Below are 25,555 nucleotides of genomic sequence, written 5' to 3' on the forward strand. Positions count from 1 at the left end.
GGAGACCACTCCATGAGCCTCAACATTTTCTGGTTCCTGCCTACCCACGGCGATGGCCATTACCTTGGCACCGCCGAAGGCGCCCGCGCCGTCGACCACGGCTACCTGCAGCAGGTCGCGCAAGCGGCGGACCGCCTGGGCTTCGGCGGCGTGCTGATCCCCACCGGCCGTTCCTGCGAGGACTCCTGGCTGGTGGCCGCATCGCTGATTCCGGTGACCCAGCGCCTGAAGTTCCTGGTGGCCCTGCGCCCCGGGATCATTTCCCCGACGGTGGCGGCGCGTCAGGCGGCGACGCTGGACCGGCTGTCCGGCGGCCGCGCGCTGTTCAACCTGGTGACCGGCGGCGACCCGGAAGAGTTGGCCGGCGACGGCCTGTTCCTCGATCACGAAGCGCGTTATCAGGCCTCGGTGGAGTTCACCCGGATCTGGCGCCGGGTGCTGGAAGGCGAAACCGTGGACTACGACGGCGAGCACATCAGCGTGAAGGGCGCCAAGCTGCTCTATCCGCCGATCCAGCAGCCGCGTCCGCCGCTGTACTTCGGCGGCTCGTCGGCGGCGGCCCAGGACCTGGCCGCCGAGCAAGTGGAAATGGTGCTGACCTGGGGCGAACCGCCGGCAGCGGTGGCCGAGAAGATCGAACAGGTTCGCGCCAAGGCCGCCAAGCTCGGCCGCACCGTGCGCTTCGGCATCCGCCTGCATGTGATCGTGCGCGAAACCAACGCCGAAGCCTGGCGGGCGGCGGACCGGCTGATCTCGCACCTGGACGACGACACCATCAAGCGGGCCCAGGCCTCACTGGCGCGGTTCGACTCGGTGGGCCAGCAGCGCATGGCCGCGCTGCACGGCGGCAGCCGCGACAACCTGGAAGTCAGCCCGAACCTGTGGGCCGGTGTCGGCCTGGTGCGCGGCGGGGCCGGCACGGCGCTGGTCGGCGACGGCCCGACCGTGGCGGCCCGGGTGAAGGAGTACGCGAACCTGGGCATCGACACCTTCATCTTCTCCGGTTATCCACACCTCGAAGAGTCGTACCGGGTGGCCGAGCTGCTGTTCCCCCACTTGGACATCGAACGGCCGGAGGTGCCGAAAAGCGCCGGTTACGTCAGCCCGTTCGGCGAGATGGTGGCCAACGACATCCTTCCCAAAGCCGCGTCCCAGAGCTGAGGCGTCGCCATGAAGAAGCTTATCCACAGCCTTGCGCCCTGGGCGTTGCCGGTGCTGTTGCTGGCGGTGTGGCAGTTGTCGGTGTCGGCCGGTTGGCTGTCGACGCGGATCCTGCCGGCGCCGGTGGCGGTGGTCGAGGCCGGCGTCAGCCTGGTGCGCAGCGGCGAGATCTGGACGCACCTGGCGATCAGCGGCTGGCGCGCCGCGCTGGGCTTCACCATCGGCGGCGGCATCGGCCTGGCGCTGGGCTTCATCACCGGCCTGTCGAAGTGGGGCGAGCGCCTGCTCGACAGCTCGGTGCAGATGATCCGCAACGTGCCGCACCTGGCGCTGATCCCGTTGGTGATCCTGTGGTTCGGGATCGACGAGTCGGCGAAGATTTTCCTGGTGGCGCTGGGCACGCTGTTCCCGATCTACCTCAACACCTACCACGGCATCCGCAACGTCGATCCGGCGCTGGTGGAGATGGCCCGCAGCTACGGCCTGTCCGGGTTCGGCCTGTTCTGGCAGGTGATCCTGCCGGGGGCGCTGCCTTCGATCCTGGTGGGGGTGCGTTTCGCGCTGGGCTTCATGTGGCTGACGCTGATCGTGGCCGAAACCATCTCCGCCAGCTCCGGCATCGGCTATCTGGCGATGAACGCCCGGGAGTTCCTGCAGACCGACGTGGTGGTGCTGGCGATCCTGATGTACGCGGTGCTCGGCAAGCTGGCCGATCTCGCGGCCCGGGGGCTGGAACGTGTGTGGCTGCGCTGGCATCCGGCCTATCAGTCGGTGAAAGGAGGTGCGGCATGACCGCTCAACAGCCTCCGCGCCTGCTGCGCGGGATCCCGCTGGCGCTGCGCAACCTGCAAAAGACCTTCGGCGCGCGGCAGGTGCTGCGCGACATCGACCTGCACATCCCGGCGGGGCAGTTCGTCGCGGTGGTCGGGCGCAGCGGTTGCGGCAAAAGCACCTTGCTGCGTCTGCTCGCCGGCCTCGACCGGCCCACCGGCGGCGACCTGTTGGCCGGCGCGGCGCCGCTGAGCGACGCGCGGGAAGACACCCGCCTGATGTTCCAGGAAGCCCGGCTGCTGCCGTGGAAGCGCATCATCGACAACGTCGGCCTGGGCCTCAAGGGCGACTGGCGGGCCCAGGCGCTGCAAGCGCTGGACGCGGTGGGCCTGGCGGACCGGGCCGATGAGTGGCCGGCGGCGTTGTCGGGCGGGCAGAAGCAGCGCGTGGCCCTGGCCCGGGCGCTGATCCACCAGCCGCGCCTGCTGTTGCTCGACGAGCCGCTGGGCGCGCTGGATGCCCTGACCCGGATCGAAATGCAGCAACTGATCGAACGCCTCTGGCAGCAGCACGGCTTCACCGTCTTGCTGGTGACCCACGACGTCAGCGAGGCGGTGGCGGTGGCCGACCGGGTGATCCTGATCGAGGACGGCGAAGTCGGCCTCGACCTGGCCGTGGAGCTGCCGCGCCCGCGGGTGCGCGGTTCGCACCGGCTGGCGGCGCTGGAAACCGAAGTGCTCAACCGCGTGTTGTCCCTGCCCGGCGAACCGCCGGCGCCGGAACCTGTTTCACCCTTGCCCACGCAATTGCGCTGGGCCCAATAACGCAAGCAAACGACAGGAACCATGCCATGACCATCAAAGCCATCAACGTACGCAACCAGTTCAAAGGCACCATCAAGGAAATCGTCCTGGGCGACGTGCTGTCGGAAATCGACGTGCAGACCGCCTCCGGGATCGTCACCTCAGTGATCACCACCCGCTCGGTCAAGGAGCTGGAACTGGACGTGGGCAGCGAAGTGATCGCCTTCGTGAAGTCCACCGAGGTGTCCATCGCCAAGTTGTGAGGCTGTGGATACAGACAACCCCGAAGGGTGCGAACCCTTCGGGGTTTTTTGTGCCTGGCTTGAGTGGGGCAGGGCCCTAGAGAACCCGCTTGGGCAGGTACGGCGGCAGGTACAGCCCGATGTAGGCATCGAACACCCGCATCCCTTCCTCGGCCATGCGCGGGGTGATCTGCCCGTGCTGCTGCACCGAGCGGGCGTAGACCCGGTCGCCCAGTTCCATGGCCAGGGCGAACACGTCCACATCGTCCGGCAGTTTCGGCAGTTCGAAATGGCGGTCGAACAGCTTGTGCATCAGGTCGCCCAGTTCCAGGTCGTGCTGGCGGTCGGCCTGGGTGACCTCGGTGAGGCCGTGCTGGGCCAGGATCAGTTGGCGGGCGGCGGCGTCCTGGTCGTAGATCTCCAGCATGCGCTGCTCGACCAGCCGCGACAGGTCGCGCCAGTCGCGCAGGGCCTCGTGGTCGATGGGCAATTGCAGGCAGGCGCGGAACGCGGCGTGGACATCCGCCGTGAGCCCTTCGAGCAGCGCCGGGACGCTGGCGAAGAAATGGTAGACGGAGGAGGGCGGGATCTGCGCGCGCTCGGCGACGCTGTAGATCGACAGGCTGCCCACGCCCTCGGCGGCCAGCAACGTGCGCGCGGCATCGAGTATCGAGTCGATCCGCGCTTGGCTGCGGGCACGGGGTTTGCGGACGGGGGCGGGGCGCGTCATGGAAGTCTCCTGCGGGGCAGCGGGCATTGTACGAGGCAGCCTGTGCGTTGTCTGCCCGGACGCCATCGCTGCGGTGCGGCGACCCGACAAGCCAGCTCCCACAAGGTCCCGGGATAAACACATATTGTGTAAGCACCATTAATCCCTGTGGGAGTTGGCTTGCCAGCGATCCGCCGCAGGCGGCCATAAAAAAACGCCGTCGGCTGACTCAGCCGACGGCGTTCTCGATCACCGCAATCCGCTTAGACGGTATGCAGGTACCAGTTGTACTCAAGGTCGGAGATGGAGTGCTCGAACTCCTCCAGCTCGCTTTCCTTGCACGCGACGAAGATGTCGATGTACTTCGGATCGATGTACTTGGCCATCACCTCGCTGTCGTCCAGCTCGCGCAACGCGTCGCGCAGGTTGTTCGGCAGGCTCTGCTCGTTCTGCTCGTAGCTGTTGCCTTCGGTCGGGGCCGGCGGCTCGATCTTGTTGGTCAGGCCGTGGTGCACGCCCGCCAGCACCGACGCCATCAGCAGGTACGGGTTGGCGTCGGCGCCCGCTACGCGGTGCTCAAGGCGTACCGCGTCGGCGGAGCCGGTCGGCACGCGCAGGGCCACGGTGCGGTTGTCCAGGCCCCAGCTCGGCGAGTTCGGCACGTAGAACTGCGCGCCGAAGCGACGGTACGAGTTGACGTTCGGGCAGAGGAAAGCCATCTGCGCGGGCAGGGTCTCGAGCACACCGCCGATCGCGTGACGCAGCGCGGCGTTCTGCTCGGGATCCTCGCTGGCAAAAATGTTTTTGCCATCCTTGTCGAGTACCGAAATGTGCACATGCAGGCCGTTGCCCGCCTGGCCCGGGTAGGGCTTGGCCATGAAGGTGGTGTCCATCTCATGGTCGTAGGCGATGTTCTTGATCAGGCGCTTGAGCAGCACTGCGTAGTCGCATGCCTTGATCGGGTCGGCGACGTGGTGCAGGTTGACCTCGAACTGCGCCGGGGCGCTTTCCTTGACGATGGCGTCGGCCGGGATGCCTTGCTCCTTCGCGCCTTCGAGGATGTCCTGGAGGCAGTCGACGTATTCGTCGAGGTCGTCGATCAGGTAGACCTGGGTCGAGTGCGGGCGTTTGCCGGAGATCGGCGAGCGCGGCGGCTGCGGACGGCCGTTCACGTTCTCCTGGTCGATCAGGTAGAACTCAAGCTCGAACGCGGCGCAGATGGTCAGGCCCAGTTCGTCAAACTTTGCGACAACTTGACGGAGCACTTCGCGCGGGTCGGCGAAGAACGGATCGCCTTCGAGTTCGTGCATGGTCATCAGCAGCTGCGCGGTCGGGCGCTTCTGCCAGGGTTCGTTGCACAGGGTATCGGGGATCGGATAGCAGATGCGGTCCGCGTCGCCGATGTCCAGGCCCAGGCCGGTGCTTTCCACCGTCGAGCCGTTGATGTCCAGGGCAAACAGGGAGGCCGGCAGGTTGATGCCTTTCTCGTAAACCTTGTGGAGGCTGGTGCGTTCGATGCGCTTGCCGCGCACCACACCATTCATATCCGCAATCAGAAGGTCGACGTACAGAACCTCAGGATGTTCCTTAAGGAACGCGTTCGCTTCGTTGAGCTGAACGGCACGCGGGGGTACCGACATGATGCAACACCTTTTTTGTTAAAAATATCAATCATTGATCTTTTCGGGTTTCAGTCAACCCGAACGGCCTGCCGAAGTCAAGCGAGGCCTTTTTTGCCCTAAAAAAGCGCCACGGGGGCATTTATGGGGCGCTTTGGGGCTTTTTTTTGTCCGCGGAATTCACGCCACCCGCGGGCTTGAGCAGGCCGTGTTGTATTTTTTACGGGGGTGTTGTGTAAAAAAATGAACAAGGCTAAGCTCGGGTCAAACCCATAACAGCAATAATACCGGGGTGCTTCATGTCTCGCCTGCCGATCATCGGCGTCACCGACGGCTTCCAGCCGTCTGGCCAGCATGCTCATCACATCAGTGGCGACACGTCCGTGCGCAGCGCGGCCGGCAAGGCTCGTGGCCTGTCGAAGGGACTCCTGTCCCCGGCGGGAAAAGCGTCGGCGTCCGGTATTGAGGACGCACGCGGCGGCATCCCCTTCAGCGGTTCTCCTTTCAATATAGATCGCTTTCATTCCTCCGGCCTGTGCGGTGCCCGGCGCGGTGCACACGATTCTGCACACCCAAGGTTCGCACAGGAAATGCAACGCCAGCGTAAAGGGCAGGTAAGCTCCTCCTTCATTGTCGATGCGCGGTGCCCGGCGTAAGCCGGCACTGCGCGCACGCAAGCCCCCTTTAACGCGACGCCCCGTGCGTCAAACAAGGCCTGACACGCGTCAGGCGACAGCCCAGAGGCACTTATGAGCACCAACCTCGACCAGCTCACCGATTGGTTGAAAGACCACAAGATCACAGAAGTCGAATGCATGATCAGCGACTTGACCGGCATCACCCGGGGCAAGATCTCGCCGACCAACAAATTCATCGCCGAAAAGGGCATGCGCCTGCCGGAGAGCGTGCTGCTGCAGACCGTGACCGGCGACTACGTCGAAGACGACATCTATTACGAACTGCTCGACCCGGCGGACATCGACATGGTCTGCCGTCCCGACCAGAGCGCGGTGTACCTGGTGCCGTGGGCCATCGAGCCGACCGCCCAGGTGATCCACGACACCTACGACAAGCAGGGCAACCCCATCGAGCTGTCGCCGCGCAACGTGCTCAAGAAAGTCCTGAAGCTCTATGCCGACAAGGGCTGGCAGCCGATCGTGGCGCCGGAGATGGAGTTCTACCTGACCAAGCGCAGCGACGACCCCGACTATCCGCTGCAGCCGCCGGTGGGCCGCTCCGGGCGTCCGGAGATCGGCCGCCAGTCGTTCTCCATCGAGGCGGCGAACGAATTCGACCCGCTGTTCGAAGACGTCTACGACTGGTGCGAACTGCAGGAGCTGGACCTGGACACCCTGATCCACGAGGACGGCACCGCGCAGATGGAAATCAACTTCCGTCACGGCGACGCGCTGTCCCTGGCCGACCAGATCCTGGTGTTCAAGCGCACCATGCGCGAAGCCGCGCTCAAGCACGACGTGGCCGCGACCTTCATGGCCAAGCCGATGACCGGCGAACCGGGCAGTGCGATGCACTTGCACCAGAGCATCATCGACATCGAGACCGGCAAGAACATCTTCTCCAACGAAGACGGCACCATGAGCCAGCTGTTCCTGCACCACATCGGCGGCCTGCAGAAGCTGATCCCCGAGCTGTTGCCGCTGTTCGCGCCGAACGTCAACTCGTTCCGCCGCTTCCTGCCGGACACCTCGGCGCCGGTGAACGTGGAGTGGGGCGAAGAGAACCGCACCGTGGGCCTGCGCGTGCCGGATGCCGGCCCGCAGAACCGCCGGGTGGAGAACCGCCTGCCGGGCGCCGACGCCAACCCGTACCTGGCCATCGCCGCGAGCCTGCTGTGCGGCTACATCGGCATGGTCGAGGGCTTCAACCCGAGCGCGCCGGTGGTGGGCCGCGGCTACGAGCGCCGCAACCTGCGCCTGCCGCTGACCATCGAGGATGCCCTGGAGCGCATGGAGAAGAGCGCCACCATCGAGAAATACCTGGGCAAGAACTTCATCACCGGCTACGTCGCGGTCAAGCGGGCCGAGCATGAAAACTTCAAGCGCGTGATCAGTTCGTGGGAGCGCGAATACCTGCTGTTCGCCGTCTGACGCGCCCGGCGCGGCCGTCGCACGCCGCGCCTTCACCGATAACAAGGAGAATTGGCATGACCAGCAACAACCCGCAAACCCGTGAGTGGCAAACCTTGAGCAGCGAGCATCACCTGGCTCCGTTCAGCGACTTCAAGCAGTTGAAGGAGAAGGGCCCGCGGATCATCACCAATGCCAAGGGCGTGTACCTGTGGGACAGCGAGGGCAACAAGATCCTCGACGGCATGGCCGGCCTGTGGTGCGTGGCCATCGGCTACGGCCGCGACGAACTGGCCGACGCCGCCGCGAAACAGATGCGCGAGCTGCCGTACTACAACCTGTTCTTCCAGACCGCCCACCCGCCGGCGCTGGAACTGGCCAAGGCCATCGCCGACGTGGCGCCCGAGGGCATGAACCACGTGTTCTTCACCGGCTCCGGCTCCGAAGGCAACGACACCATGCTGCGCATGGTCCGCCACTACTGGGCGATCAAGGGCCAGCCGAACAAGAAAGTCATCATCAGCCGCAAGAACGGCTACCACGGCTCCACCGTGGCCGGCGCGAGCCTGGGTGGCATGACCTACATGCACGAGCAGGGCGACCTGCCGATCCCGGGCATCGTCCACATCGCCCAACCGTACTGGTTCGCCGAAGGCGGCGACATGACCCCCGAAGAGTTCGGGATCTGGGCGGCCAACCAGCTGGAAGAGAAGATCCTGGAGATCGGCGTGGACAACGTCGGCGCCTTCATCGCCGAGCCGATCCAGGGCGCGGGCGGCGTGATCATTCCGCCGGACACCTACTGGCCGCGCATCAAGGAGATCCTCGCCAAGTACGACATCCTGTTCGTGGCGGACGAAGTGATCTGCGGCTTCGGCCGTACCGGCCAGTGGTTCGGCAGCGATTTCTACGGCCTCAAGCCGCACATGATGACCATCGCCAAAGGCCTGACGTCCGGCTACATCCCGATGGGCGGCCTGATCGTGCGCGACGAAGTGGTGGCGGTGCTCAACGAGGGCGGCGACTTCAACCACGGCTTCACCTACTCCGGCCACCCGGTGGCGGCGGCGGTGGGGCTGGAGAACATCCGCATCCTGCGCGAAGAGAAGATCATCGAGCGCGCCCACGAGGAAACGGCACCGTATTTGCAAAAGCGTCTGCGCGAACTCAACGATCACCCGCTGGTGGGGGAAGTGCGCGGGGTCGGCCTGCTGGGGGCCATCGAGCTGGTGCAGGACAAGGCCACCCGCAAGCGCTACGAAGGCAAGGGCGTGGGCATGATCTGCCGCCAGTTCTGCTTCGACAACGGGCTGATCATGCGCGCCGTGGGCGACACCATGATCATTGCCCCGCCGCTGGTGATCAGCAAGGCGGAAATCGATGAGCTGGTGACCAAGGCGCGCAAGTGCCTGGACCTGACCCTGAGTGCGTTGCAAGGCTAAGTGCTAGGCTCTTTGCGTGGGTGCCGCCGGCATGCGCGCACGGAGCTGTCAGAAAGGCCGGTCTTTCCTTGAAAGACCGGCCCGGATCTTGCCAGACTAGCCGCGGTTCCGGTTGTCGGGGTTCGGCCGCTGAACAAAGTGGTTCAAAAAAGAAAAATTTGGAGCATGACGCATGAAGGCATTAGGTAAAAAGCTTGCTGGCAAGACACTGCTCGCCCTGTCCGTGGCGGGCATGATGGCGGGTGCGGTCCACGCGGACGACAAAGTGCTGCACGTCTACAACTGGTCGGACTACATCGCGCCGGACACCATCGCCAACTTCGAGAAGGAGTCGGGGATCAAGGTCGTCTACGACGTGTTCGACAGCAACGAGACCCTGGAAGCCAAGCTGCTGGCGGGCAAGTCCGGCTACGACGTGGTCGTGCCGTCGAACAACTTCCTGGCCAAGCAGATCAAGGCCGGCGTCTACCAGGAGCTGGACACCTCCAAGCTGCCGAACTGGAAGAACCTGAACCAGGACCTGCTCAAGGCCGTGTCGGTCAGCGACCCGGGCAACAAGCACGCCTTCCCGTACATGTGGGGCTCGATCGGCATCGGCTACAACCCGGAGAAGGTCAAGGCGGCGCTGGGCACCGACAAGATCGATTCCTGGGACGTGCTGCTCAAGCCTGAGAACATCGCCAAGCTCAAGGGCTGCGGCGTGAGCTTCCTCGATTCGCCGACCGAAATGATCCCGGTCGCGTTGCATTACCTGGGCCTGCCGACCGACAGCCAGAAGAAAGACGACATCAAGAAGGCCGAGGAACTGTTCCTCAAGATCCGTCCTTCGATCACCTACTTCCACTCCTCCAAGTACATCTCGGACCTGGCCAACGGCAACATCTGCGTAGCGGTCGGCTACTCGGGTGACGTGCAGCAGGCCAAGTCCCGTGCCGCCGAGGCGGGTGACAAGGTGAAAGTCAGCTACGCCATTCCGAAGGAAGGCGCTGGCAGCTTCTTCGACATGGTCGCCATTCCGAAGGATGCCGAAAACGTTGAAGGCGCCTACAAGTTCATGACCTTCCTGCAGAAGCCTGAAGTCATGGCCGGCATCACCAACGCCGTACGCTTCCCGAACGGCAACGCCGCCGCCACGCCACTGGTGGAGAAGGACATCACCAGCGATCCGGGCATCTACCCGCCGGCGGACGTGCAGGCCAAGCTGTATGCGATCGCCGACCTGCCGGCCGCGACCCAGCGTGAGCTGACCCGCAGCTGGACCAAGATCAAGTCCGGCAAATAAGCCGGTTTGAGGCAGCGACCGCTGGCCGTCGTCCCCGCGAGGGCGGCCAGCGGCGCAATTAAATGACTGAAAGTTTTGCTTGAACGGTTTTTCGAGGGTAAGTTGCGCGCCGGTTTTGTTGCCGGGCAGCCACGGCTGTCATGCAATGCGGGGCAACTTGGGCCCAACTGATTTTAGAGGACCTTCACTTGCCTATTTTTTCTTCGTTGCGCAATGCCCTGCTGGCCGCAGTCGGCCTGACCTTCGCTGTCGGAGCCCAGGCCGCCGGTACGGTGCATATTTATAACTGGTCGGACTACATCGGCGAGACCACCCTGGCGGACTTCCAGAAGGCCACCGGGATCAAGCCGGTCTACGACGTGTTCGACTCCAACGAAACCCTGGAAGGCAAGCTGCTGGCCGGCCGCACCGGCTACGACGTGGTCGTGCCGTCGAACCACTTCCTGGGCAAGCAGATCAAGGCAGGGGCGTTCCAGAAGCTCGACAAGTCCCAGCTGGGCAACTACGGCAATCTCGACCCGGCGCTGCTCAAGCGCCTGGAGCAGAACGACCCGGGCAACCTGTATGCCGTGCCGTACCTGTGGGGCACCAACGGCATCGGCTACAACGTCGACAAGGTCAAGGCCGTGCTGGGCGTCGACAAGATCGATTCCTGGGGCGTGCTGTTCGAGCCTGAGAACATCAAGAAGCTGCAGAGCTGCGGCGTGGCGTTCCTCGACTCGGCCGACGAAATGATGCCGACCGTGCTCAACTACCTGGGCCTGGACGCCAACAGCACCAGCGAGGCCGACTACAAGAAGGCCACCGAGAAGCTTTTGGCGGTGCGTCCGTACGTGACCTACTTCCATTCCTCCAAGTACATCACCGACCTCGCCAACGGCGACATCTGCGTGGCGGTCGGCTTCTCCGGCGACATCTTCCAGGCCAAGCACCGCGCCGAAGAGGCCAAGAAGGGCGTGAACATCGCCTACGCGATCCCGAAAGAGGGCGGTGCGCTGTGGTTCGACATGCTGGCGATCCCCAAGGATTCGACCAACGTCAAAGAGGCCCATGCCTTCATCAACTACCTGCTCAAGCCTGAGGTGATCGCCCAGGTCAGCGACTACGTCGGTTACGCCAACCCCAACCCGGGGTCGGACAAGCTGATGGAACAGTCCATCCGCACCGATGAGGCGGTCTACCCGCCGCAGGCCATCCTCGACAAGCTCTACGTGTCGAAGGAATTGCCGCCCAAGATTCAGCGTTTGATGACCCGCAGCTGGACCACGGTCAAGTCGGGCAAATAACTTCAAGGATCAAACTATCCAGCGTTCGTCTTGCGTGGGCGAACTGCACATTCTGTTGGGAGTTTCGTAAATGGCAGTTGCCTCCGGCGCCTACAAGAAAGCCCTCGAGGGCGACCAGACACCGAAACAGGTGCTGGTCAAAATCGACCGGGTCACGAAAAAGTTCGACGAGACGGTTGCCGTGGACGACGTGTCCCTGGAAATCAAGAAGGGCGAGATCTTCGCCCTGCTCGGCGGCTCGGGATCGGGCAAGTCCACCCTGCTGCGGATGCTGGCAGGCTTCGAACGGCCCACGGAGGGGCGCATTTTCCTCGACGGCGTCGACATCACCGACATGCCGCCGTACGAGCGTCCGATCAACATGATGTTCCAGTCCTATGCGCTGTTCCCGCACATGACCGTGGCGCAGAACATCGCCTTCGGCCTCAAGCAGGACAAGATCCCGTCCGCCGAGATCGACGCCCGCGTGGCCGAGATGCTCAAGCTGGTGCAGATGAGCCAGTACGCCAAGCGCAAGCCGCACCAGCTCTCCGGCGGCCAGCGTCAGCGTGTGGCCCTGGCCCGTTCGCTGGCCAAGCGGCCCAAGCTGCTGCTGCTCGACGAACCGATGGGCGCGCTGGACAAGAAGCTGCGCTCGCAGATGCAGCTGGAACTGGTGGAGATCATCGAGCGCGTGGGCGTGACCTGCGTGATGGTGACCCACGACCAGGAAGAGGCCATGACCATGGCCGAGCGCATCGCGATCATGCACCTGGGCTGGATCGCCCAGATCGGCAGCCCGATCGACATCTACGAAACCCCGACCAGCCGCCTGGTCTGTGAATTCATCGGCAACGTGAACATCTTCGAAGGCGAAGTGATCGACGACGCCGAAGGCCACGCGACCATCACCTGCAAGGACCTGGACCGGCAGATCTACGTCGGCCACGGCATCAGCACCTCGGTGCAGGACAAGTCCGTGACCTACGCGATCCGTCCGGAGAAGCTGCTGGTCACCGCCGACATGCCGACCTGCGAGTACAACTGGTCCAGCGGCAAGGTGCACGACATCGCCTACTTGGGCGGCCATTCGGTGTTCTACGTCGAGCTGCCGAGCGGCAAGCTGGTGCAGTCGTTCGTCGCCAACGCCGAGCGCCGCGGCCAGCGTCCGACCTGGGGCGACCAGGTCTACGTGTGGTGGGAAGACGACAGCGGCGTGGTGCTTCGCTCATGAACATGCGCAAACTCAAGCGTCGCCTCAACCGGATCGTTCCCGGTGGCCGCCAGCTGGTGATCGGGGTTCCGTTCATCTGGCTGTTCCTGTTCTTCATGCTGCCGTTCTTCATCGTCCTGAAGATCAGCTTCGCCGAAGCCGACGTGGCCATCCCGCCGTACACCGAGATCTACAGCTACGCCGAGCAGAAGCTGCAGCTGCTGCTGAACCTGGGCAACTACGCGATGCTGGGCGACGACGAGCTGTACCTGTCGGCCTACCTCGGCTCGCTGAAGATGGCGTTCTTCAGCACGCTGCTGTGCCTCCTGATCGGCTATCCGATGGCCTATGGCATCGCCACCGCGCGCAAGGAAACCCAGACCGTGCTGGTGCTGCTGATCATGATGCCGACCTGGACGGCGATCCTGATCCGCGTCTATGCGTGGATGGGCATCCTCAGCAACAACGGCCTGCTCAACGGCTTCCTGATGAGCATGGGCTTTATCGATGAGCCGCTGCAGATCCTCAACACCAACCTTGCGGTGTACATCGGCGTGGTCTACTCGTACCTGCCGTTCATGATCCTGCCGCTCTACGCCAACCTCGTGAAGCATGACCCGAGCCTCCTGGAGGCCGCGTCCGACCTGGGCTCGAGCACCTTCAACAGCTTCTGGAAGATCACCGTGCCGCTGTCCAAGAACGGCATCATCGCCGGCTGCATGCTGGTGTTCATTCCGGTGGTGGGCGAGTTCGTGATCCCTGAACTGCTCGGCGGCCCCGAGACGCTCATGATCGGCAAGGTGCTGTGGCAAGAGTTCTTCAACAACCGCGACTGGCCGGTGGCCTCCGCCCTGGCGGTGGTGATGCTGGCGATCCTGATCGTGCCGATCATCCTGTTCAACCGCAGCCAGGCCAAGGAAATGGAGGGTAAAGAATGAAGCGCTTCCGTTTCTCCAGCCTGATGCTGGTGCTGGGCCTGCTGTTCATCTACCTGCCGATGCTGATCCTGGTGATCTACTCGTTCAACGCCTCGAAGCTTGTGACGGTGTGGGGCGGCTGGTCGGTGAAGTGGTACGTCGGCCTGCTCGACAACAGCCAACTGATGGGTTCGGTGGTGCGCTCGCTGGAGATCGCCTGCTACACCGCGATCGCCGCCGTGGCGCTGGGTACGCTGGCGGCGTTCGTGCTGACCCGCATCACCCGCTTCAAGGGCCGCACGCTGTTCGGCGGCCTGGTCACCGCGCCGTTGGTGATGCCTGAGGTGATCACCGGCCTGTCGCTGTTGCTGCTGTTCGTGGCCATGGCGCAGATGATCGGCTGGCCCCAGGAGCGCGGCATCGTCACCATCTGGATCGCCCACACCACGTTCTGCGCGGCCTATGTGGCGGTGGTGGTGTCGGCGCGCCTGCGCGAGCTGGACCTGTCGATCGAAGAGGCGGCGATGGATCTCGGCGCGCGGCCGTGGAAGGTGTTCATCCTGATCACCATCCCGATGATCGCGCCGTCGCTGGCGGCGGGCGGCATGATGTCGTTCGCCCTGTCGCTGGACGACCTGGTGCTGGCCAGCTTCGTGTCCGGCCCCGGCTCGACCACGCTGCCGATGGAAGTGTTCTCGGCGGTGCGCCTGGGCGTGAAGCCTGAGATCAACGCCGTGGCCAGCCTGATCCTGCTGGCGGTGTCGCTGGTGACCTTCCTGGTCTGGTTCTTCAGCCGCCGTGCCGAGGAAGCGCGCCGCAAGGCGATCCAGCAAGCCATCGAGGAAAGCGCTGCCGATTCGTGGAAGCAACCGGACGTGCGCCGCTCGGCCACCCCGGAAGTGGCTTGAATCCGGGGGAGATCACAGTTCTGTGGTTGTCCCCAATCCCTGTGGGAGCGGGCTTGCCCGCGATAGCGGTCTGACATTCAACAAATTTGTTGGCTGTTATGACGTCATCGCGGGCAAGCCCGCTCCCACAGGTTTTTATGTGATCAGGAAATCCACGGTGAGTGGCGGATGACCTCGACGAAGTTCATCGGCTTGAACCCCGGTTCCTGATCCTTCAGCACATCGGTCTTCACGTTGCCGAACGTGGTCTGCGGGCGGTGGCGCAAGCCGTCGGCGAACGCGCAGATGATGCACTCCTTGAACCCCTCGCCCCGCGGGTGCGCATGCACCACGGCTTCGCGCTGCACGTGGGTGAACGCGGCGTAGTCCATGCCCAGCACGTCCATCTCCACGCCGGCGGTCACCAGCGCCACGGTCGGGCGCAAGTGCTTGGGCACGCCCGGGGTGGTGTGCAGGGCGATCGACAGCCACACCTGCTCGATGTCGTCGTCGCTCAAGCCGTAGGGCTTGAGGAAGGCTGCGGCCGCGTTGGCGCCGTCGACCTCGAAGCGCTCGTCGTCGCTGCGGTGGCCTTCGACCAGGCCCAGGTCATGGAACATCGCGCCGACGTAGAGCAGCTCCGGGTCGTAGGCCAGTTGCCGGCGTTCGCCACTCAGCGCGCCAAACAGGAACACCCGGCGCGAGTGGTGATAGAGCAGGTCGGACTCGATGTCGCGGATGTATTCGGTGGTGGCGCGGGCCAGTGCGCTGTCGGGGATGCTGATGCCGGCGATGGTGGTGCTCATGGGAGTCGTCCTCGTGGAAAACGCCGTGGCGGCGCTGATGGACAAAGTCTGTTCCCCGGCCCGGAACGGGACAATCGACCCATGGCTGCGATCCTTGCCAATGCGCCTGCAAATCGTGCCAGCTCGCTTCCGGAGCGCGGATTGGCTAAGGTTTGGGCCCTCGCCACAGGGATTTGCCTGAACCATGAACAGAACCGTCGCCATCGTGGTGTTCCCCGGCGTGCAGTCGCTGGATGTCACGGGCCCCATGGACGTGCTGGCCGAGGCCGGGCGCTTTCTGGCGCCGGAGGATCACTACCGCCTGGAAGTGATCGGCACCGAAACCGGGCCGGTGCGCTGCTCCAACGGCTTGGCGCTGACCCCCGACCGGCATTTTCGCGAAGCGTCGCAAACCTACGACCTGCTGCTGGTGGCCGGCGGACCGCAATTGCCGTTCACAACCTTCGGCGAGGCGTTCGATGGCTGGCTGCGCGAGGCCTGCGGGCGGGCGCGGCGCTTCGGCTCGATCTGCAACGGTGCGTTCATGCTGGCCCGTGCCGGCCTGCTGGAGGGGCGCACGGTGACCACCCACTGGAACGATGCCCAGGCCCTGGCGCAGCTGTGCCCGCAGGCCCGGGTCGAAGCGGACCGCCTGTATGTCGAGGACGGCGCGCTCTACACCTCGGCCGGGGTGACGGCGGGGATCGATCTGACGCTGTATCTGCTGGCGCGCGACCACGGCGCGGACGTGGCGCTGAACGTGGCCAAGCGCCTGGTGGTGTTCACCCAGCGCGCCGGCGGCCAGTCGCAGTTCAGCCCGTTCCTGACGCCCCACGCCGAGCCGACGTCGGCGGTCGCGCAGGTGCAGCAGTATGTGCTGGCCCATCTGGACGGGAACCTGGCCATCGCTGACCTGGCGAAGGCCGCGAACATGAGCGCACGCACGTTTTCCCGAGTGTTTGCCCGTGAGGCGCAGGTCACCCCGGCGGAGTTCGTCGAACGGGCACGGGTGGATGCGGCGCGGGTGATGCTGGAGAGCACGGCCTTGCCGCTCAAGACCGTCGCCTACCGGTGCGGCTTCCGTGATGCGCAGCACATGCGCAATGTGTTCAACCGCAGGCTCGGCGTGACGCCGCTGCAGTTCCGGCAGCACTTTGCGTTGCAGGTCTGAGGGGCAGGGGCGATCCGGCGGGCCTCATCGCGGGCAAGCCCGCTCCCACAGTGGTCTTCGGTGATCCGCGATACCTGTGGGAGCTGCGGTGTGACGACTCGACTTGCCAGGCGCCGCGCTGAAGGTTACTGGGCCGCCCGCGCCGGCAGCAGCTTGAGGGTGCTGCGGGTGTTGGCCGTCACTTCCTCGTCGCTGAAGTGCGCCTGCACGTACATCCCGTCCACGTAGGCCTCGGCCTGATCGTCGTAGTGGCTGTCGAACGGCACGCCGCTCTGGCCCACCGGGTTGATGGTGAGGCTGTGGGCCGGGTCGGCGAAGTCGATCAGGCGCCGGGTGGACGGCCCGTAGGTGACCGGCCACGGCGCCGGGCCGATCTTCGCCGAGAGGTTGTTCGGCACCTCGTGGCTGCCCGGCGCGGCGTAGGGGCCGACGTTGAAGATCCGATCCAGCGGCTTCTGCTGGCCCAGCGGGTGGCCGTGGGTCAGGGTGTGCGCCGTGCCCCACTGCCAGCGCGCCGGGTCGTCGCCCAGGGTCTGCTTCAGGTGCGCCATGCTGGCCTGCCAGGCCGCCTTGACGGTGTCGGCGCGGGTTTCCTTTTCCGGGGTGGCGCGGTTGTCCCACCACGGTGAGTCGGCGTTCGCCGCCAGGCGCGGCAACGCGGCGTCGATCACCCGGGTCGACAGCAGCGTCTCGAAGAAGTCGTTGCCCAGCTCATCGCGCATCGCCGCGTCGGCGAGGTCGTACAGGAACTGGTTGAACACCGTCGCGCTGACCGAATCCAGCGGATAGTCGCCTTGCCACTGGGCCAGTTGCCCGATCAGCTTGAGCTGCGCCGGGTCGCTCACCACCTCACGCAGGACCGGCAGCAGCGGCGCCAGCAGGCGCGGCCCGTAGGCGGTGGCGGTGCCCAGCTGCAGCTTCTGGTTGGCCTCGTTGTCCCACTTCACGGACTTGTCGGCGAGCTGGCGGTTGAGCTGCTGGCCACGGTCGGCCAGGTTGTAGTAGCCGGGGATCTCCAGGCCGGTGGGCGACACCGGCTGGAAGTTGGCCGACACGATGTAGCCCCGCGCCGGGTTCTCTTCCTGGGGGTTGGCGCTGAAGGGGTAGTAGCCGTCCTTGTCCGCCTGGCTGCTCGCGCCGTCGAGGATGAAGCCCGGCTTCACCCCGGCCGGACGCTTGGGCAGCAGGGCCGCCGCCCACCAGCCGATGTCGCCTTTGGCGTTGGCATAGACGATGTTCAGCCCCGGCGCCTGCACCTTGGCCGCCGCGGCGCGGGCCTTGGCCAGCGTGTCGGCGCGGTTGAGCTGGTAGAAACCGTCGAGGATCGGGTTGGGCGTTTCGAGGAAAGCCCACCACATGGCGATGGGTGTCTTGCCGGCGGCGGTGCCGAGGGCGTCGTTGACGATCGGGCCATGGGGCGACTGGCGCAGGGTGACGGTCACCGGCGCCTGGCCTTTCACCGCGATCTGCTGCTCGCTGCTGACCATGTCCGTCCACTGGCCGCGGTGCCAGACCTGGTTCGGGTTGTCCGGGTTGACCTTTTCGGCCACCAGGTCCAGGTCGTCGTTCTGGAACATGGTCAGGCTCCAGCCGAAGTCCAGGTTGTGCCCCAGGAACGCGAACGGCACCAGCGCCTGGTGATAGCCGTACAGCTCGAAGCCCGGCGCCGACAGCTGCGCCTCGTACCACACCGCCGGCACCGAGAAGCGGATGTGCGGATCCCCGGCCAGCAGCGGCTTGCCGCTCTTGCTGCGGCTGCCGGCGACCGCCCAGGCGTTGCTGCCTTCGAACTGCGGCAGGCCGTGGTCGATCAGCGCCTGTTCGCTGAGTCGGGCGAGGGCGTTCAGGTCTTGCCAGTCGCTGGCGGCCAGGGCCAGCGCCGAAGGGCTGCGCCCCTTGGCCAGCACACCCTTGGGCTGCCAGTCGAGGTCGAAGACATTCAGGTAGTCGGCGCCGAGCCGGTCGCGCACGTAGGTCAGCAACGGCTCGGTGCGAAACGCCGCCGCGAAGCTGTACGCCATGTAGCCGGCGACGCTGATGCTGTCTTCGGCGGTGAACGGCCGCTTGGGGATGCCCAGCACGTCGAACTCGAGGGGGGCGGCGTGGCTGTCCTGATACTGGTTGATGCCGTCCAGATAGGCTTCCAGGGCCTTCCACGCCGGTGACTGGCGGTCGAGGCCGGCGACGTAGCTGGCGGCCCGTTCGCGGATGCGCAGGCTGCGGAACAGCTTGTCGGTGTCGAGCAGCTTGGGCCCCAGCACTTCGGCCAGCTCGCCTCGGGCCAGGCGGCGCATGGCTTCCATCTGGAACAGCCGGTCCTGGGCGTGCACGTAGCCGAGGGCGCGGTAGAGGTCGGTTTCGCTTTCGGCGCGGATGTGGGGGACGCCGCGTTCGTCGTAGCGCACGGTCACCGAGCCTTGCAGGTTGCGCAGCGCCATCTGGCCCTGACGCGTCGGCTGCTTGCTGTACACGTAGCCGCCGGCGGCGACGAGCAGCGCGACGATGAGCAAGGCAAGAACGGTGAAGACGCGTTTCATGGTGACTCCTTGTGCGTTCGGGATCCCCGCCCATGGGGGCCGTCAACAATTAGCACAGACCTTGTGCGCCGTGCATCGCTGTCTTTCGAAAAGTCCGGAATGCCTTAAGGCCCGGTCGCCGGCCACGGACAATAGCAGCCGACCGCCAGCGTGTGGGTGGCGTTGACCGGGCGGTCTTCGCTGAGCGCATTGAGGATCGGTTCGATGAAGCTGTTGGCGGAGTTGCAGGTCAGGCCTTCGCTGTACGGCCCGAAGTATGCCAGCTTGCCGCTGCGGTCCCAGATCGCCACCGCCGGGCTTGCGGGGATCTGTTCGGCGCCGGGCAGCGCGTCGAGGGTCTTGAGGTTGCCGAGGCCGGCGGGCAACTGGCCGTGGCTGCCGGCCTTCTGCACCGCGAAGAACTCCACGCCCTTGGCGCTGAAGCGCTCGACCATCTCCGTCAGGTGCTGCTGGTTGCCGACGTTGCACGGGCAGGCGGGATCCCAGAAATGCACCAGGCGGATGCTGCCGGGACCGGCGAGGTCGTCCGGCAGGCGCAGCGGATCGCCGGAGAACACCGCCGTGTGTGAGCTGAAGGCGCGCAGGTAGCGGCCCTGGAACCAGTCGTACGCCGCCCACAGCACCCCGGCGCACACGAGCGCGAGCAGGCTGGCGAACAGGGCGGTGCGGTAGGGCGGACGCATGGTTTTCGATCCTCGAAGGCCGGCTAGCTTGCCATGCCTGCCGCGACAGATGAATATCGCAGGCCGATAAAGTCTGTTCACCGTTCTGGAAGTGCCCATGTCTGCGACCTTCAACCCCGATCATCTGCGTGCCGGCCTGCGGCCCCTGGCCCAGTGGCAGCCGCTGTCGGACGAGGCCAAGGCGTACCAGCGGTTCTACCGCACCGACTTCCCCGAGCGCGACGTGTGGCGCGGCATAGGCCGCTTCGAGGTGGACGGCTACGAACTGGTCAGCCATTGCTGGTGGCCGGAGACCGCCAAGGGCACGCTGTTCCTGCTCCACGGCTTCTACGACCACACCGGGCTCTACCGGCATGTGATCGCTTGGGCGCTGGACCAGGGCTTCGCGGTGATCGCCTGCGACCTGCCGGGGCACGGGCTGTCGAGCGGCGAGCGGGCGAGCATCCGCGACTTCTCCGAGTACCAGGACGCCCTGCACGGGCTGTTCGCCGAGGCGCGCTCGATCGCCTTGCCGCAGCCGTGGCACCTGTGCGGGCAAAGCACGGGTGCGGCGATCGTGGTCGATCATCTGCTCGACCAAAGCGTCGAGAGCCCCGCCCAGGGCCAGGTGATCCTGCTGGCGCCGCTGGTGCGGCCGCGGGCCTGGGGCTGGTCGCAGCTGAGCTACTACCTGCTGCGGCCCTTCGTCCGGGGCATCGCCCGGCGCTTCAGCGAGAACACCAACGATCCTGCGTTCCTGCCGTTCCTGCAGGCCGACCCGCTGCAGCCAAAGCGTTTGCCGACGAAGTGGGTCGGGGCGCTGTCGCGCTGGATCGAGCGCATCGAATACGCCAAGAAGAGCCCGCGCCGGCCGCTGATCGTCCAGGGCCAGGCGGACATGACCGTGGACTGGCCGCACAACCTTCAGGTGCTGAAGTGGAAGTTCGACCGGCCGCAGATCCTGATGCTGCCGCAGGCGCGGCATCACCTGGCCAACGAGGTGGTGGAGATGCGCGAGGAGTATTTCGAGTTCCTGAGCAAGCGGATCAAGGGCAACCAGCGGTAGCGGCCTTCCGGGCGCCATCGCGGGCAAGCCCGCTCCCACAGGTTTCGAGGCGTACACAAGGTTTTTGAACGACCGCGATCACTGTGGGAGCGGCGGTGCGACGATTCGACTTGCCCGCGATAGGGCCCGGAAGGCGATACGGATCACTGGCCGAGGTTCGACGCGCTCTGGCCGACCGCCAGCCCCGCCCGGATCGCCGCCAGCGCCGCTTGGTAATAGGCCTTGCCCTCGGCGGACTCGGCGAAGGTCGCGAACTCTTCCAGCTCTTCGTCCGACAGGTCGCGGTAGACGTACAGCAGCGTGTTGTTCAGGTCGGCGCCGATCTGCTCCATCAGCCGCTGACGCTGGCCGTCGAGCATGCCCTGGGCCTGGCCGGCGCCGAGCAGGCCGGGAATCATCGAGCTGAGGCTGTCGGCCGCCACACCGGCGATCGCCAGGCTGACTTCGGCGCCGGCCTCGCGGGCGGGCAGCGCCTGGGCCAGGTGCCCGATGATCAGCAGGCGGCTGTCGCTGGCCGGCATCTTCGGCAGGCCTTTGGCGTTCTTCGCCAGTTGGTCGCGGCGGGTTGCCAGCAGCTCGGCGGCGACGATCTTCTTGCCCAGCGGCGACTGGAAAAAGGACAGGGCCGGTTTCGGGTCGGCGAGGTTCTGGCGCAGTTGCGCTTCGGCGCGCCGATCCACGGACTGAGGGGCGAAACGCTGGTTGCTGTTGTTGACCAGGGCCTGGAACACCGCCGGCGGCAGGCTGTTCTGATAGCGCTGCTGCGCGGCGCTCAGGGCGTCGTTGAAATGCGCGCGCTGTTCCGGCCAGCCGGCGACCTTGTACAGCTGGTCGTGGCTGTCTGCCCAGGCGGGCAACACGCAGAACATCAACAGTGAGAAAAACAAACGGCGCATAAGGACTCCTGTCAGCAGCCGACTATTCTCCGTGCGGTGCCGGTACTTGTCGAGAATTCGTATCAGGCCGCCGCGTGGCTCTGTCGGATTTCTCGCCGCCGGCATACTATGCGCGCCATGCCCATATCCTCTGATCACCCGCTGCTGCTGCGCATCGTCGACGACCTCGCCGACCATGGCTGGTCGCAGCAGAACATTTTCCTGCCCCAGGACCTGACCCGCGCGTTGGCGGCCGAGTGCCGCAAGCGCGCGGCCGAGGGCGAACTGGCACCGGCGGCGGTCGGGCGCGGCGCCTCCACGGAAGTCCGCGAAGGCATTCGCGGCGACCACATCCAATGGCTCGAACCGGGCCAGGACGCGGCCAGCGACCGCTACCTGAACCTGATGGACAGCCTGCGCGAGGCGCTCAACCGCGGGCTGTTCCTGGGCCTCGAAGACTTCGAGTGCCACTTCGCCCTGTACCCGCCGGGGGCGTTCTACCGCCGGCACGTCGACCGTTTCCGCGACGACGACCGGCGTGCGGTCTCGGCGGTGATCTACCTCAACGACGCCTGGCTGCCGGAGGACGGCGGCCAGCTGCGCATGTACCTGGACGACGAACGCATCCACGACGTGCAGCCCACGGGCGGTTGCCTGGTGGTGTTCCTCTCCGGCGACGTGCCCCACGAAGTGCTGCCGGCCAACCGCGAGCGCCTGTCGCTGACCGGCTGGTTCCGCCGCCGCGGCAACGAGCCGTTCTGAGATGGAGCGGATCCTGGTCAGCCGCTGCCTGCTCGGCCACCCCGTGCGTTACGACGGCGGGGCCGGCGGGCCGTTCGGGCTGCTGGAGCAATGGGTGGCCGAGGGGCGCGTGGTGCCGACGTGCCCCGAGGTGGCCGGCGGTCTGCCCACGCCCCGGGCGGCGGCGGAGATCCCAGGCGGGCAGGGCGGTGAAGTGCTGGACGGCACCGCCGCGGTCATCACCACCGACGGCGAGGACGTCAGCGCGCAGTTCCTGTCCGGGGCGCAGCAGGCCCTGGAGCTGGTGCGCCGCCACGGCATCCGGATCGCCGTGCTCAAGGCCAACAGCCCGTCCTGCGGCAACCGGCTGACCTATGACGGGACGTTCAGCGGGGTGAAGGTCTCAGGCGAAGGGGTCACCGCGGCGCTGCTCAAGCGCCACGGCGTGCAGGTGTTCAGCGAACTGGAGCTGCCGCAGGCCGCCGAGGCCCTGGCAACGCTCGACTGACCTGCGGCGCTCCCGCTGCCGCCATCGCCAGCAGGCTGGCTCCCACAGATCCGGTGCCCAAGCACAAAACCTGTGGGAGCCGGCTTGCCGGCGATTGGGCCGGCCCCTCCGACATCACCGGCGCCTGACCCCATGCCTTCGCGGGCGAACCCCGCTTCTGCGTTGACCGCGGACGCTGCACTCAGCCTGGATCCTTGTGGGAGCCAGCCTGCTGGCGATGGCGTCCGCCAAGGCGCCGCAGGGCTACAGGCTCATGGGTTTTCGGCAGGCTGCTCCAGCCACTTCTGCGTCAGCGTCGCCAGCCGGCCGTCCGCCTTGATCCGCTGCAACGCGTTCTCCAGGCTCGCGTGGAACGCCGGGTTGCCTTTCTGGTACGGAATCGCCAGCGCCACCGGCGCTTCGTCCTTAGGCTTGCCCTCGGTCAGGGCCTGCACCAGCACCAGCGGGCGCGGCTGCTCGTCCTTCTTGGCCAGCCACCGCGGGTTGACCTGGCCGTAGGGTTCGCTGACGTCGAAACGATCCTTGAGCGCCGGGGTCAATGCCATGTGGTTGAGGGCGATGTCGTACTTGCCGCTTTCGACGCCCTGGAGCAGGTCGCTTTCGTCGGTGACGGTGAAGTCGGCCCGCACATCCAGTTCGTTGGCCAGCAATTGCCCCAGCTCGACCTCGAACCCCGCGAGCGTGTCGCCGTCCTTGAAATTGAAAGGCGGTGTATTAGCCTCAAGGGCGATGCGCAACTCGCCGCGGTCGTTGATGTCATCCATCAGTTCGGCATGGGCCAGGGGGCTCAGAAGGGGAAGCAGGCAGATCAGGCCAGGCAGGAAACGCATGGTCACTCCTTTGAAATCATTGTCGCGGCCTGATGTTCAGGCTCGCTTTGCTATGGTTGACGAGTGCCTTCGACAACGAATGGTCATGAAGTTGTCATGACCGCGCGGATTTTACGGAAAAACTGGAGAAGAGAATGAAAACATTCATGTCACGTGCTGCTTTGGCTGGTTTGCTGATGGGCGTTTCGGTGCTGGCCAGTGCGGCCACGCCGGCGCCGAAGGGAGCCGAAGTGTTCATCGTTTCTCCCGAGGACGGAGCCACGGTTTCGCAGACCTTCACCGTCAAGTTCGGCACCAAGGATGTCGCGCTGGCACCGGCTGGTGATGCCACGCCGAATACCGGTCACCACCATCTGCTGATCGACGCCAAGGAGACTGTTCCGGTCGGCGCAGTGGTGCCGACCGACGCCAACCATATGCATTTCGGCAAGGCCCAGACGTTCGCAGAAATCAAACTCGCTCCGGGCCAGCACACCCTGCAGCTGGAGCTGGGCGACAAGAACCACATGGCGTTCGACCCGCCGATCGTTTCGGAGAAGATCACCATCACGGTGAAATGACGGTTCTGCGGGCATGAAAAAGGGAGCTCCGAGGAGCTCCCTTTTTTGTTGCTCAGCGACCGGTCAGAACAGCACGCGGCTGCGGATGGTGCCGTTGACGTGCTGCAGCTTCTCTTGCGCCAGCTCCGAGTACTCGGCGTCGACGTCGATCACCACGTAGCCGACCTTCTCGTTGGTCTGCAGGAACTGACCCGAGATGTTGATGCCGTTTTCGGCGAAGACCTTGTTGATCTCGCTCATCACGCCCGGGACGTTCTCGTGGATGTGCAGCAGACGGTGCTTGCCCGGGTGGGCCGGCAGGGCCACTTCCGGGAAGTTCACGGACGATACCGACGTACCGTTGTCGCTGTACTTGACCAGCTTCTCCGCCACTTCCAGGCCGATGTTGGCTTGCGCCTCGGCCGTGGAGCCGCCGATGTGCGGGGTCAGGATCACGTTGTCCAGGCCGCGCAGCGGGCTTTCGAACTCTTCGTCGTTGGAGCGCGGCTCCACCGGGAACACGTCGATGGCGGCGCCGATCAGGTGCTTGTCCTTGATCGCGGCGGCCAGGTGGTCCAGCTCGACCACGGTGCCGCGGGCGGCGTTGATCAGGATGCCGCCCTTCTTGATGGCGCGGATTTCCTTCTCGCCGATCATCCACTGGGTGGCGGCGGTTTCAGGCACGTGCAGGGTGACGATGTCGGACATGCCCAGCAGCTCGTGCAGGTTGCCGACCTGGACGGCGTTGCCCAGCGGCAGCTTGGTCACGGTGTCGTAGAAGTACACCTGCATGCCCAGGCCTTCGGCCAGGACCGACAGCTGGGTGCCGATGGAGCCGTAGCCGACGATGCCCAGCTTCTTGCCGCGGATCTCGAAGGAGTTGGCCGCGGACTTGATCCAGCCGCCACGGTGGCAGGAAGCGTTTTTCTCGGGGATGCCGCGCAGCAGCAGGATCGCCTCGGCCAGCACCAGTTCCGCCACGGAGCGGGTGTTGGAGTACGGCGCGTTGAACACGGCGATGCCGCGCTCGCGGGCCGCTTCCAGGTCGACCTGGTTGGTGCCGATGCAGAAACAGCCCACCGCCACCAGCTTCTTCGCGTGATCGAAGATCTCTTCGGTCAGTTGGGTGCGCGAGCGGATGCCGATGAAGTGAGCGTCAGCGATCTTTTCCTTGAGCTGGTCTTCCGGCAGGGAGCCTGTGAGGTACTCGATGCTGGTGTAGCCCGCCGCCTTGAGGACGTCGACAGCCGATTGGTGGACGCCTTCGAGGAGAAGGAACTTGATCTTGCTCTTGTCGAGAGAAGTCTTGCTCATCTGCGTAAACCTGTATCCCGGAGAAAAATGGCAGGAAATGGTCAACAGATGCTGACCCGGACGGCAGGAAAGCCGTCGCCGCAGAACCGCCGTTGGGCACTGGCCTGCGGGGTCGGTATGCTAGCATAG

The 25,555-nt window shown here is 65.3% G+C and carries 25 protein-coding genes; 17 read left to right on the top strand and 8 right to left on the bottom strand.

Annotated features, from left to right (window positions below):
* The first annotated feature begins 12 nt into the window (after nt 1–12).
* Genes ssuD through CAG41_RS02065 form a run of 4 tightly spaced genes read left to right on the top strand, consistent with a single transcriptional unit; the run spans nt 13 to nt 2,998 of the window.
* Nucleotides 13–1,161 carry an FMNH2-dependent alkanesulfonate monooxygenase gene (gene ssuD / locus CAG41_RS02050; RefSeq protein ID WP_085706661.1) on the top strand — a complete coding sequence of 383 codons (1,149 nt, stop codon included), beginning with the start codon at nt 13–15 and terminating at the stop codon, nt 1,159–1,161.
* Between the two features lie 9 nt (nt 1,162–1,170).
* A complete protein-coding gene (ssuC, locus tag CAG41_RS02055) occupies nt 1,171–1,953 on the top strand; it encodes an aliphatic sulfonate ABC transporter permease SsuC (RefSeq protein ID WP_085693803.1) in 783 nt (260 codons plus the stop codon).
* The gene (gene ssuB / locus CAG41_RS02060) at nt 1,950–2,756 is read left to right on the top strand and encodes an aliphatic sulfonates ABC transporter ATP-binding protein (RefSeq protein ID WP_085581019.1); all 807 of its coding nucleotides are present in this window, start codon (nt 1,950–1,952) and stop codon (nt 2,754–2,756) included. Before ssuC ends, ssuB begins: the two co-directional genes overlap by 4 nt.
* Before the next feature lie 26 nt (nt 2,757–2,782).
* Nucleotides 2,783–2,998 (top strand): molybdopterin-binding protein, encoded by a 216-nt coding sequence (locus CAG41_RS02065; RefSeq protein ID WP_085581017.1) that lies wholly within the window; start codon nt 2,783–2,785, stop codon nt 2,996–2,998.
* A gap of 76 nt (nt 2,999–3,074) precedes the next feature.
* Here CAG41_RS02065 and CAG41_RS02070 read toward each other — a convergent pair whose 3' ends face one another.
* Together CAG41_RS02070 and CAG41_RS02075 are read right to left on the bottom strand one after the other, a co-directional pair.
* The gene (locus CAG41_RS02070; RefSeq protein WP_085581015.1) at nt 3,075–3,707 is read right to left on the bottom strand and encodes a TetR/AcrR family transcriptional regulator; all 633 of its coding nucleotides are present in this window, start codon (nt 3,705–3,707) and stop codon (nt 3,075–3,077) included.
* Between the two features lie 242 nt (nt 3,708–3,949).
* The gene (locus CAG41_RS02075) at nt 3,950–5,326 is read right to left on the bottom strand and encodes a glutamine synthetase family protein (protein WP_085581012.1); all 1,377 of its coding nucleotides are present in this window, start codon (nt 5,324–5,326) and stop codon (nt 3,950–3,952) included.
* A 278-nt stretch (nt 5,327–5,604) separates the two neighbouring features.
* On the opposite strand from CAG41_RS02075, the gene CAG41_RS28140 reads away from it, so the two are divergent.
* The 8 genes from CAG41_RS28140 to CAG41_RS02110 all read left to right on the top strand — a co-directional run bounded on the left by CAG41_RS28140 (nt 5,605) and on the right by CAG41_RS02110 (nt 14,419).
* Nucleotides 5,605–5,961 carry a glutamine amidotransferase gene (locus tag CAG41_RS28140; protein WP_139831472.1) on the top strand — a complete coding sequence of 119 codons (357 nt, stop codon included), beginning with the start codon at nt 5,605–5,607 and terminating at the stop codon, nt 5,959–5,961.
* A gap of 93 nt (nt 5,962–6,054) precedes the next feature.
* Nucleotides 6,055–7,413 (top strand): glutamine synthetase family protein, encoded by a 1,359-nt coding sequence (locus CAG41_RS02080; protein WP_085581010.1) that lies wholly within the window; start codon nt 6,055–6,057, stop codon nt 7,411–7,413.
* Nucleotides 7,414–7,469: 56 nt separating this feature from the next.
* A complete protein-coding gene (locus CAG41_RS02085; RefSeq protein ID WP_085581008.1) occupies nt 7,470–8,834 on the top strand; it encodes an aspartate aminotransferase family protein in 1,365 nt (454 codons plus the stop codon).
* Between the two features lie 172 nt (nt 8,835–9,006).
* Nucleotides 9,007–10,116 carry a polyamine ABC transporter substrate-binding protein gene (locus tag CAG41_RS02090; protein WP_085581006.1) on the top strand — a complete coding sequence of 370 codons (1,110 nt, stop codon included), beginning with the start codon at nt 9,007–9,009 and terminating at the stop codon, nt 10,114–10,116.
* 188 nt (nt 10,117–10,304) lie between these two features.
* Nucleotides 10,305–11,402: a polyamine ABC transporter substrate-binding protein gene (locus CAG41_RS02095; RefSeq protein ID WP_085581004.1), complete on the top strand. Its 1,098-nt coding sequence runs from the start codon at nt 10,305–10,307 to the stop codon at nt 11,400–11,402.
* A gap of 70 nt (nt 11,403–11,472) precedes the next feature.
* Nucleotides 11,473–12,615 (top strand): ABC transporter ATP-binding protein, encoded by a 1,143-nt coding sequence (locus tag CAG41_RS02100; RefSeq protein WP_085581002.1) that lies wholly within the window; start codon nt 11,473–11,475, stop codon nt 12,613–12,615.
* Nucleotides 12,612–13,532, top strand: coding sequence for an ABC transporter permease subunit (locus CAG41_RS02105; RefSeq protein WP_085581000.1), 921 nt, complete (start codon nt 12,612–12,614; stop codon nt 13,530–13,532). The genes CAG41_RS02100 and CAG41_RS02105 overlap by 4 nt, the downstream gene beginning before the upstream one ends.
* Entirely contained in the window at nt 13,529–14,419 is an 891-nt protein-coding gene (locus CAG41_RS02110; RefSeq protein ID WP_085637090.1) for an ABC transporter permease subunit, read from the top strand. Before CAG41_RS02105 ends, CAG41_RS02110 begins: the two co-directional genes overlap by 4 nt.
* A gap of 143 nt (nt 14,420–14,562) precedes the next feature.
* On the opposite strand, the gene CAG41_RS02115 is transcribed toward CAG41_RS02110, so the two are convergent.
* Complete coding sequence (locus CAG41_RS02115) at nt 14,563–15,204, bottom strand: HD domain-containing protein (protein ID WP_085580996.1); 642 nt, start codon at nt 15,202–15,204, stop codon at nt 14,563–14,565.
* Nucleotides 15,205–15,388: 184 nt separating this feature from the next.
* On the opposite strand from CAG41_RS02115, the gene CAG41_RS02120 reads away from it, so the two are divergent.
* Entirely contained in the window at nt 15,389–16,354 is a 966-nt protein-coding gene (locus CAG41_RS02120; protein WP_085580994.1) for a GlxA family transcriptional regulator, read from the top strand.
* Between the two features lie 125 nt (nt 16,355–16,479).
* Here the strand turns inward: CAG41_RS02120 and CAG41_RS02125 are convergent, their stop codons facing one another.
* Together CAG41_RS02125 and CAG41_RS02130 are read right to left on the bottom strand one after the other, a co-directional pair.
* Complete coding sequence (locus CAG41_RS02125; protein WP_085706662.1) at nt 16,480–18,891, bottom strand: penicillin acylase family protein; 2,412 nt, start codon at nt 18,889–18,891, stop codon at nt 16,480–16,482.
* A gap of 104 nt (nt 18,892–18,995) precedes the next feature.
* Nucleotides 18,996–19,574 carry a DUF6436 domain-containing protein gene (locus CAG41_RS02130; RefSeq protein ID WP_085580990.1) on the bottom strand — a complete coding sequence of 193 codons (579 nt, stop codon included), beginning with the start codon at nt 19,572–19,574 and terminating at the stop codon, nt 18,996–18,998.
* 97 nt (nt 19,575–19,671) lie between these two features.
* Here CAG41_RS02130 and CAG41_RS02135 point away from each other — a divergent pair, with 97 nt between their 5' ends.
* On the top strand, nt 19,672–20,619 hold the full coding sequence (locus CAG41_RS02135; RefSeq protein ID WP_085706663.1) for an alpha/beta hydrolase: 948 nt from the start codon (nt 19,672–19,674) through the stop codon (nt 20,617–20,619).
* 143 nt (nt 20,620–20,762) lie between these two features.
* On the opposite strand, the gene CAG41_RS02140 is transcribed toward CAG41_RS02135, so the two are convergent.
* Nucleotides 20,763–21,515: a DUF2059 domain-containing protein gene (locus tag CAG41_RS02140; RefSeq protein ID WP_085580986.1), complete on the bottom strand. Its 753-nt coding sequence runs from the start codon at nt 21,513–21,515 to the stop codon at nt 20,763–20,765.
* Nucleotides 21,516–21,623: 108 nt separating this feature from the next.
* On the opposite strand from CAG41_RS02140, the gene CAG41_RS02145 reads away from it, so the two are divergent.
* Together CAG41_RS02145 and CAG41_RS02150 are read left to right on the top strand one after the other, a co-directional pair.
* Entirely contained in the window at nt 21,624–22,256 is a 633-nt protein-coding gene (locus tag CAG41_RS02145; RefSeq protein WP_085580983.1) for a 2OG-Fe(II) oxygenase, read from the top strand.
* A 1-nt stretch (nt 22,257) separates the two neighbouring features.
* The gene (locus CAG41_RS02150) at nt 22,258–22,743 is read left to right on the top strand and encodes a DUF523 domain-containing protein (protein WP_085655866.1); all 486 of its coding nucleotides are present in this window, start codon (nt 22,258–22,260) and stop codon (nt 22,741–22,743) included.
* Between the two features lie 251 nt (nt 22,744–22,994).
* Here the strand turns inward: CAG41_RS02150 and CAG41_RS02155 are convergent, their stop codons facing one another.
* Nucleotides 22,995–23,573, bottom strand: coding sequence for a transporter substrate-binding domain-containing protein (locus tag CAG41_RS02155; RefSeq protein WP_085580981.1), 579 nt, complete (start codon nt 23,571–23,573; stop codon nt 22,995–22,997).
* 134 nt (nt 23,574–23,707) lie between these two features.
* Here CAG41_RS02155 and CAG41_RS02160 point away from each other — a divergent pair, with 134 nt between their 5' ends.
* A complete protein-coding gene (locus tag CAG41_RS02160; protein ID WP_085580979.1) occupies nt 23,708–24,133 on the top strand; it encodes a DUF4399 domain-containing protein in 426 nt (141 codons plus the stop codon).
* Between the two features lie 63 nt (nt 24,134–24,196).
* Here the strand turns inward: CAG41_RS02160 and serA are convergent, their stop codons facing one another.
* A complete protein-coding gene (serA, locus tag CAG41_RS02165) occupies nt 24,197–25,426 on the bottom strand; it encodes a phosphoglycerate dehydrogenase (RefSeq protein ID WP_085580977.1) in 1,230 nt (409 codons plus the stop codon).
* Between the last annotated feature and the right edge of the window lie 129 nt (nt 25,427–25,555).

The sequence above is a fragment of the Pseudomonas sp. B35(2017) genome, assembly GCF_002113645.1.
GTDB classification, from domain to species: domain Bacteria; phylum Pseudomonadota; class Gammaproteobacteria; order Pseudomonadales; family Pseudomonadaceae; genus Aquipseudomonas; species Aquipseudomonas ekonensis.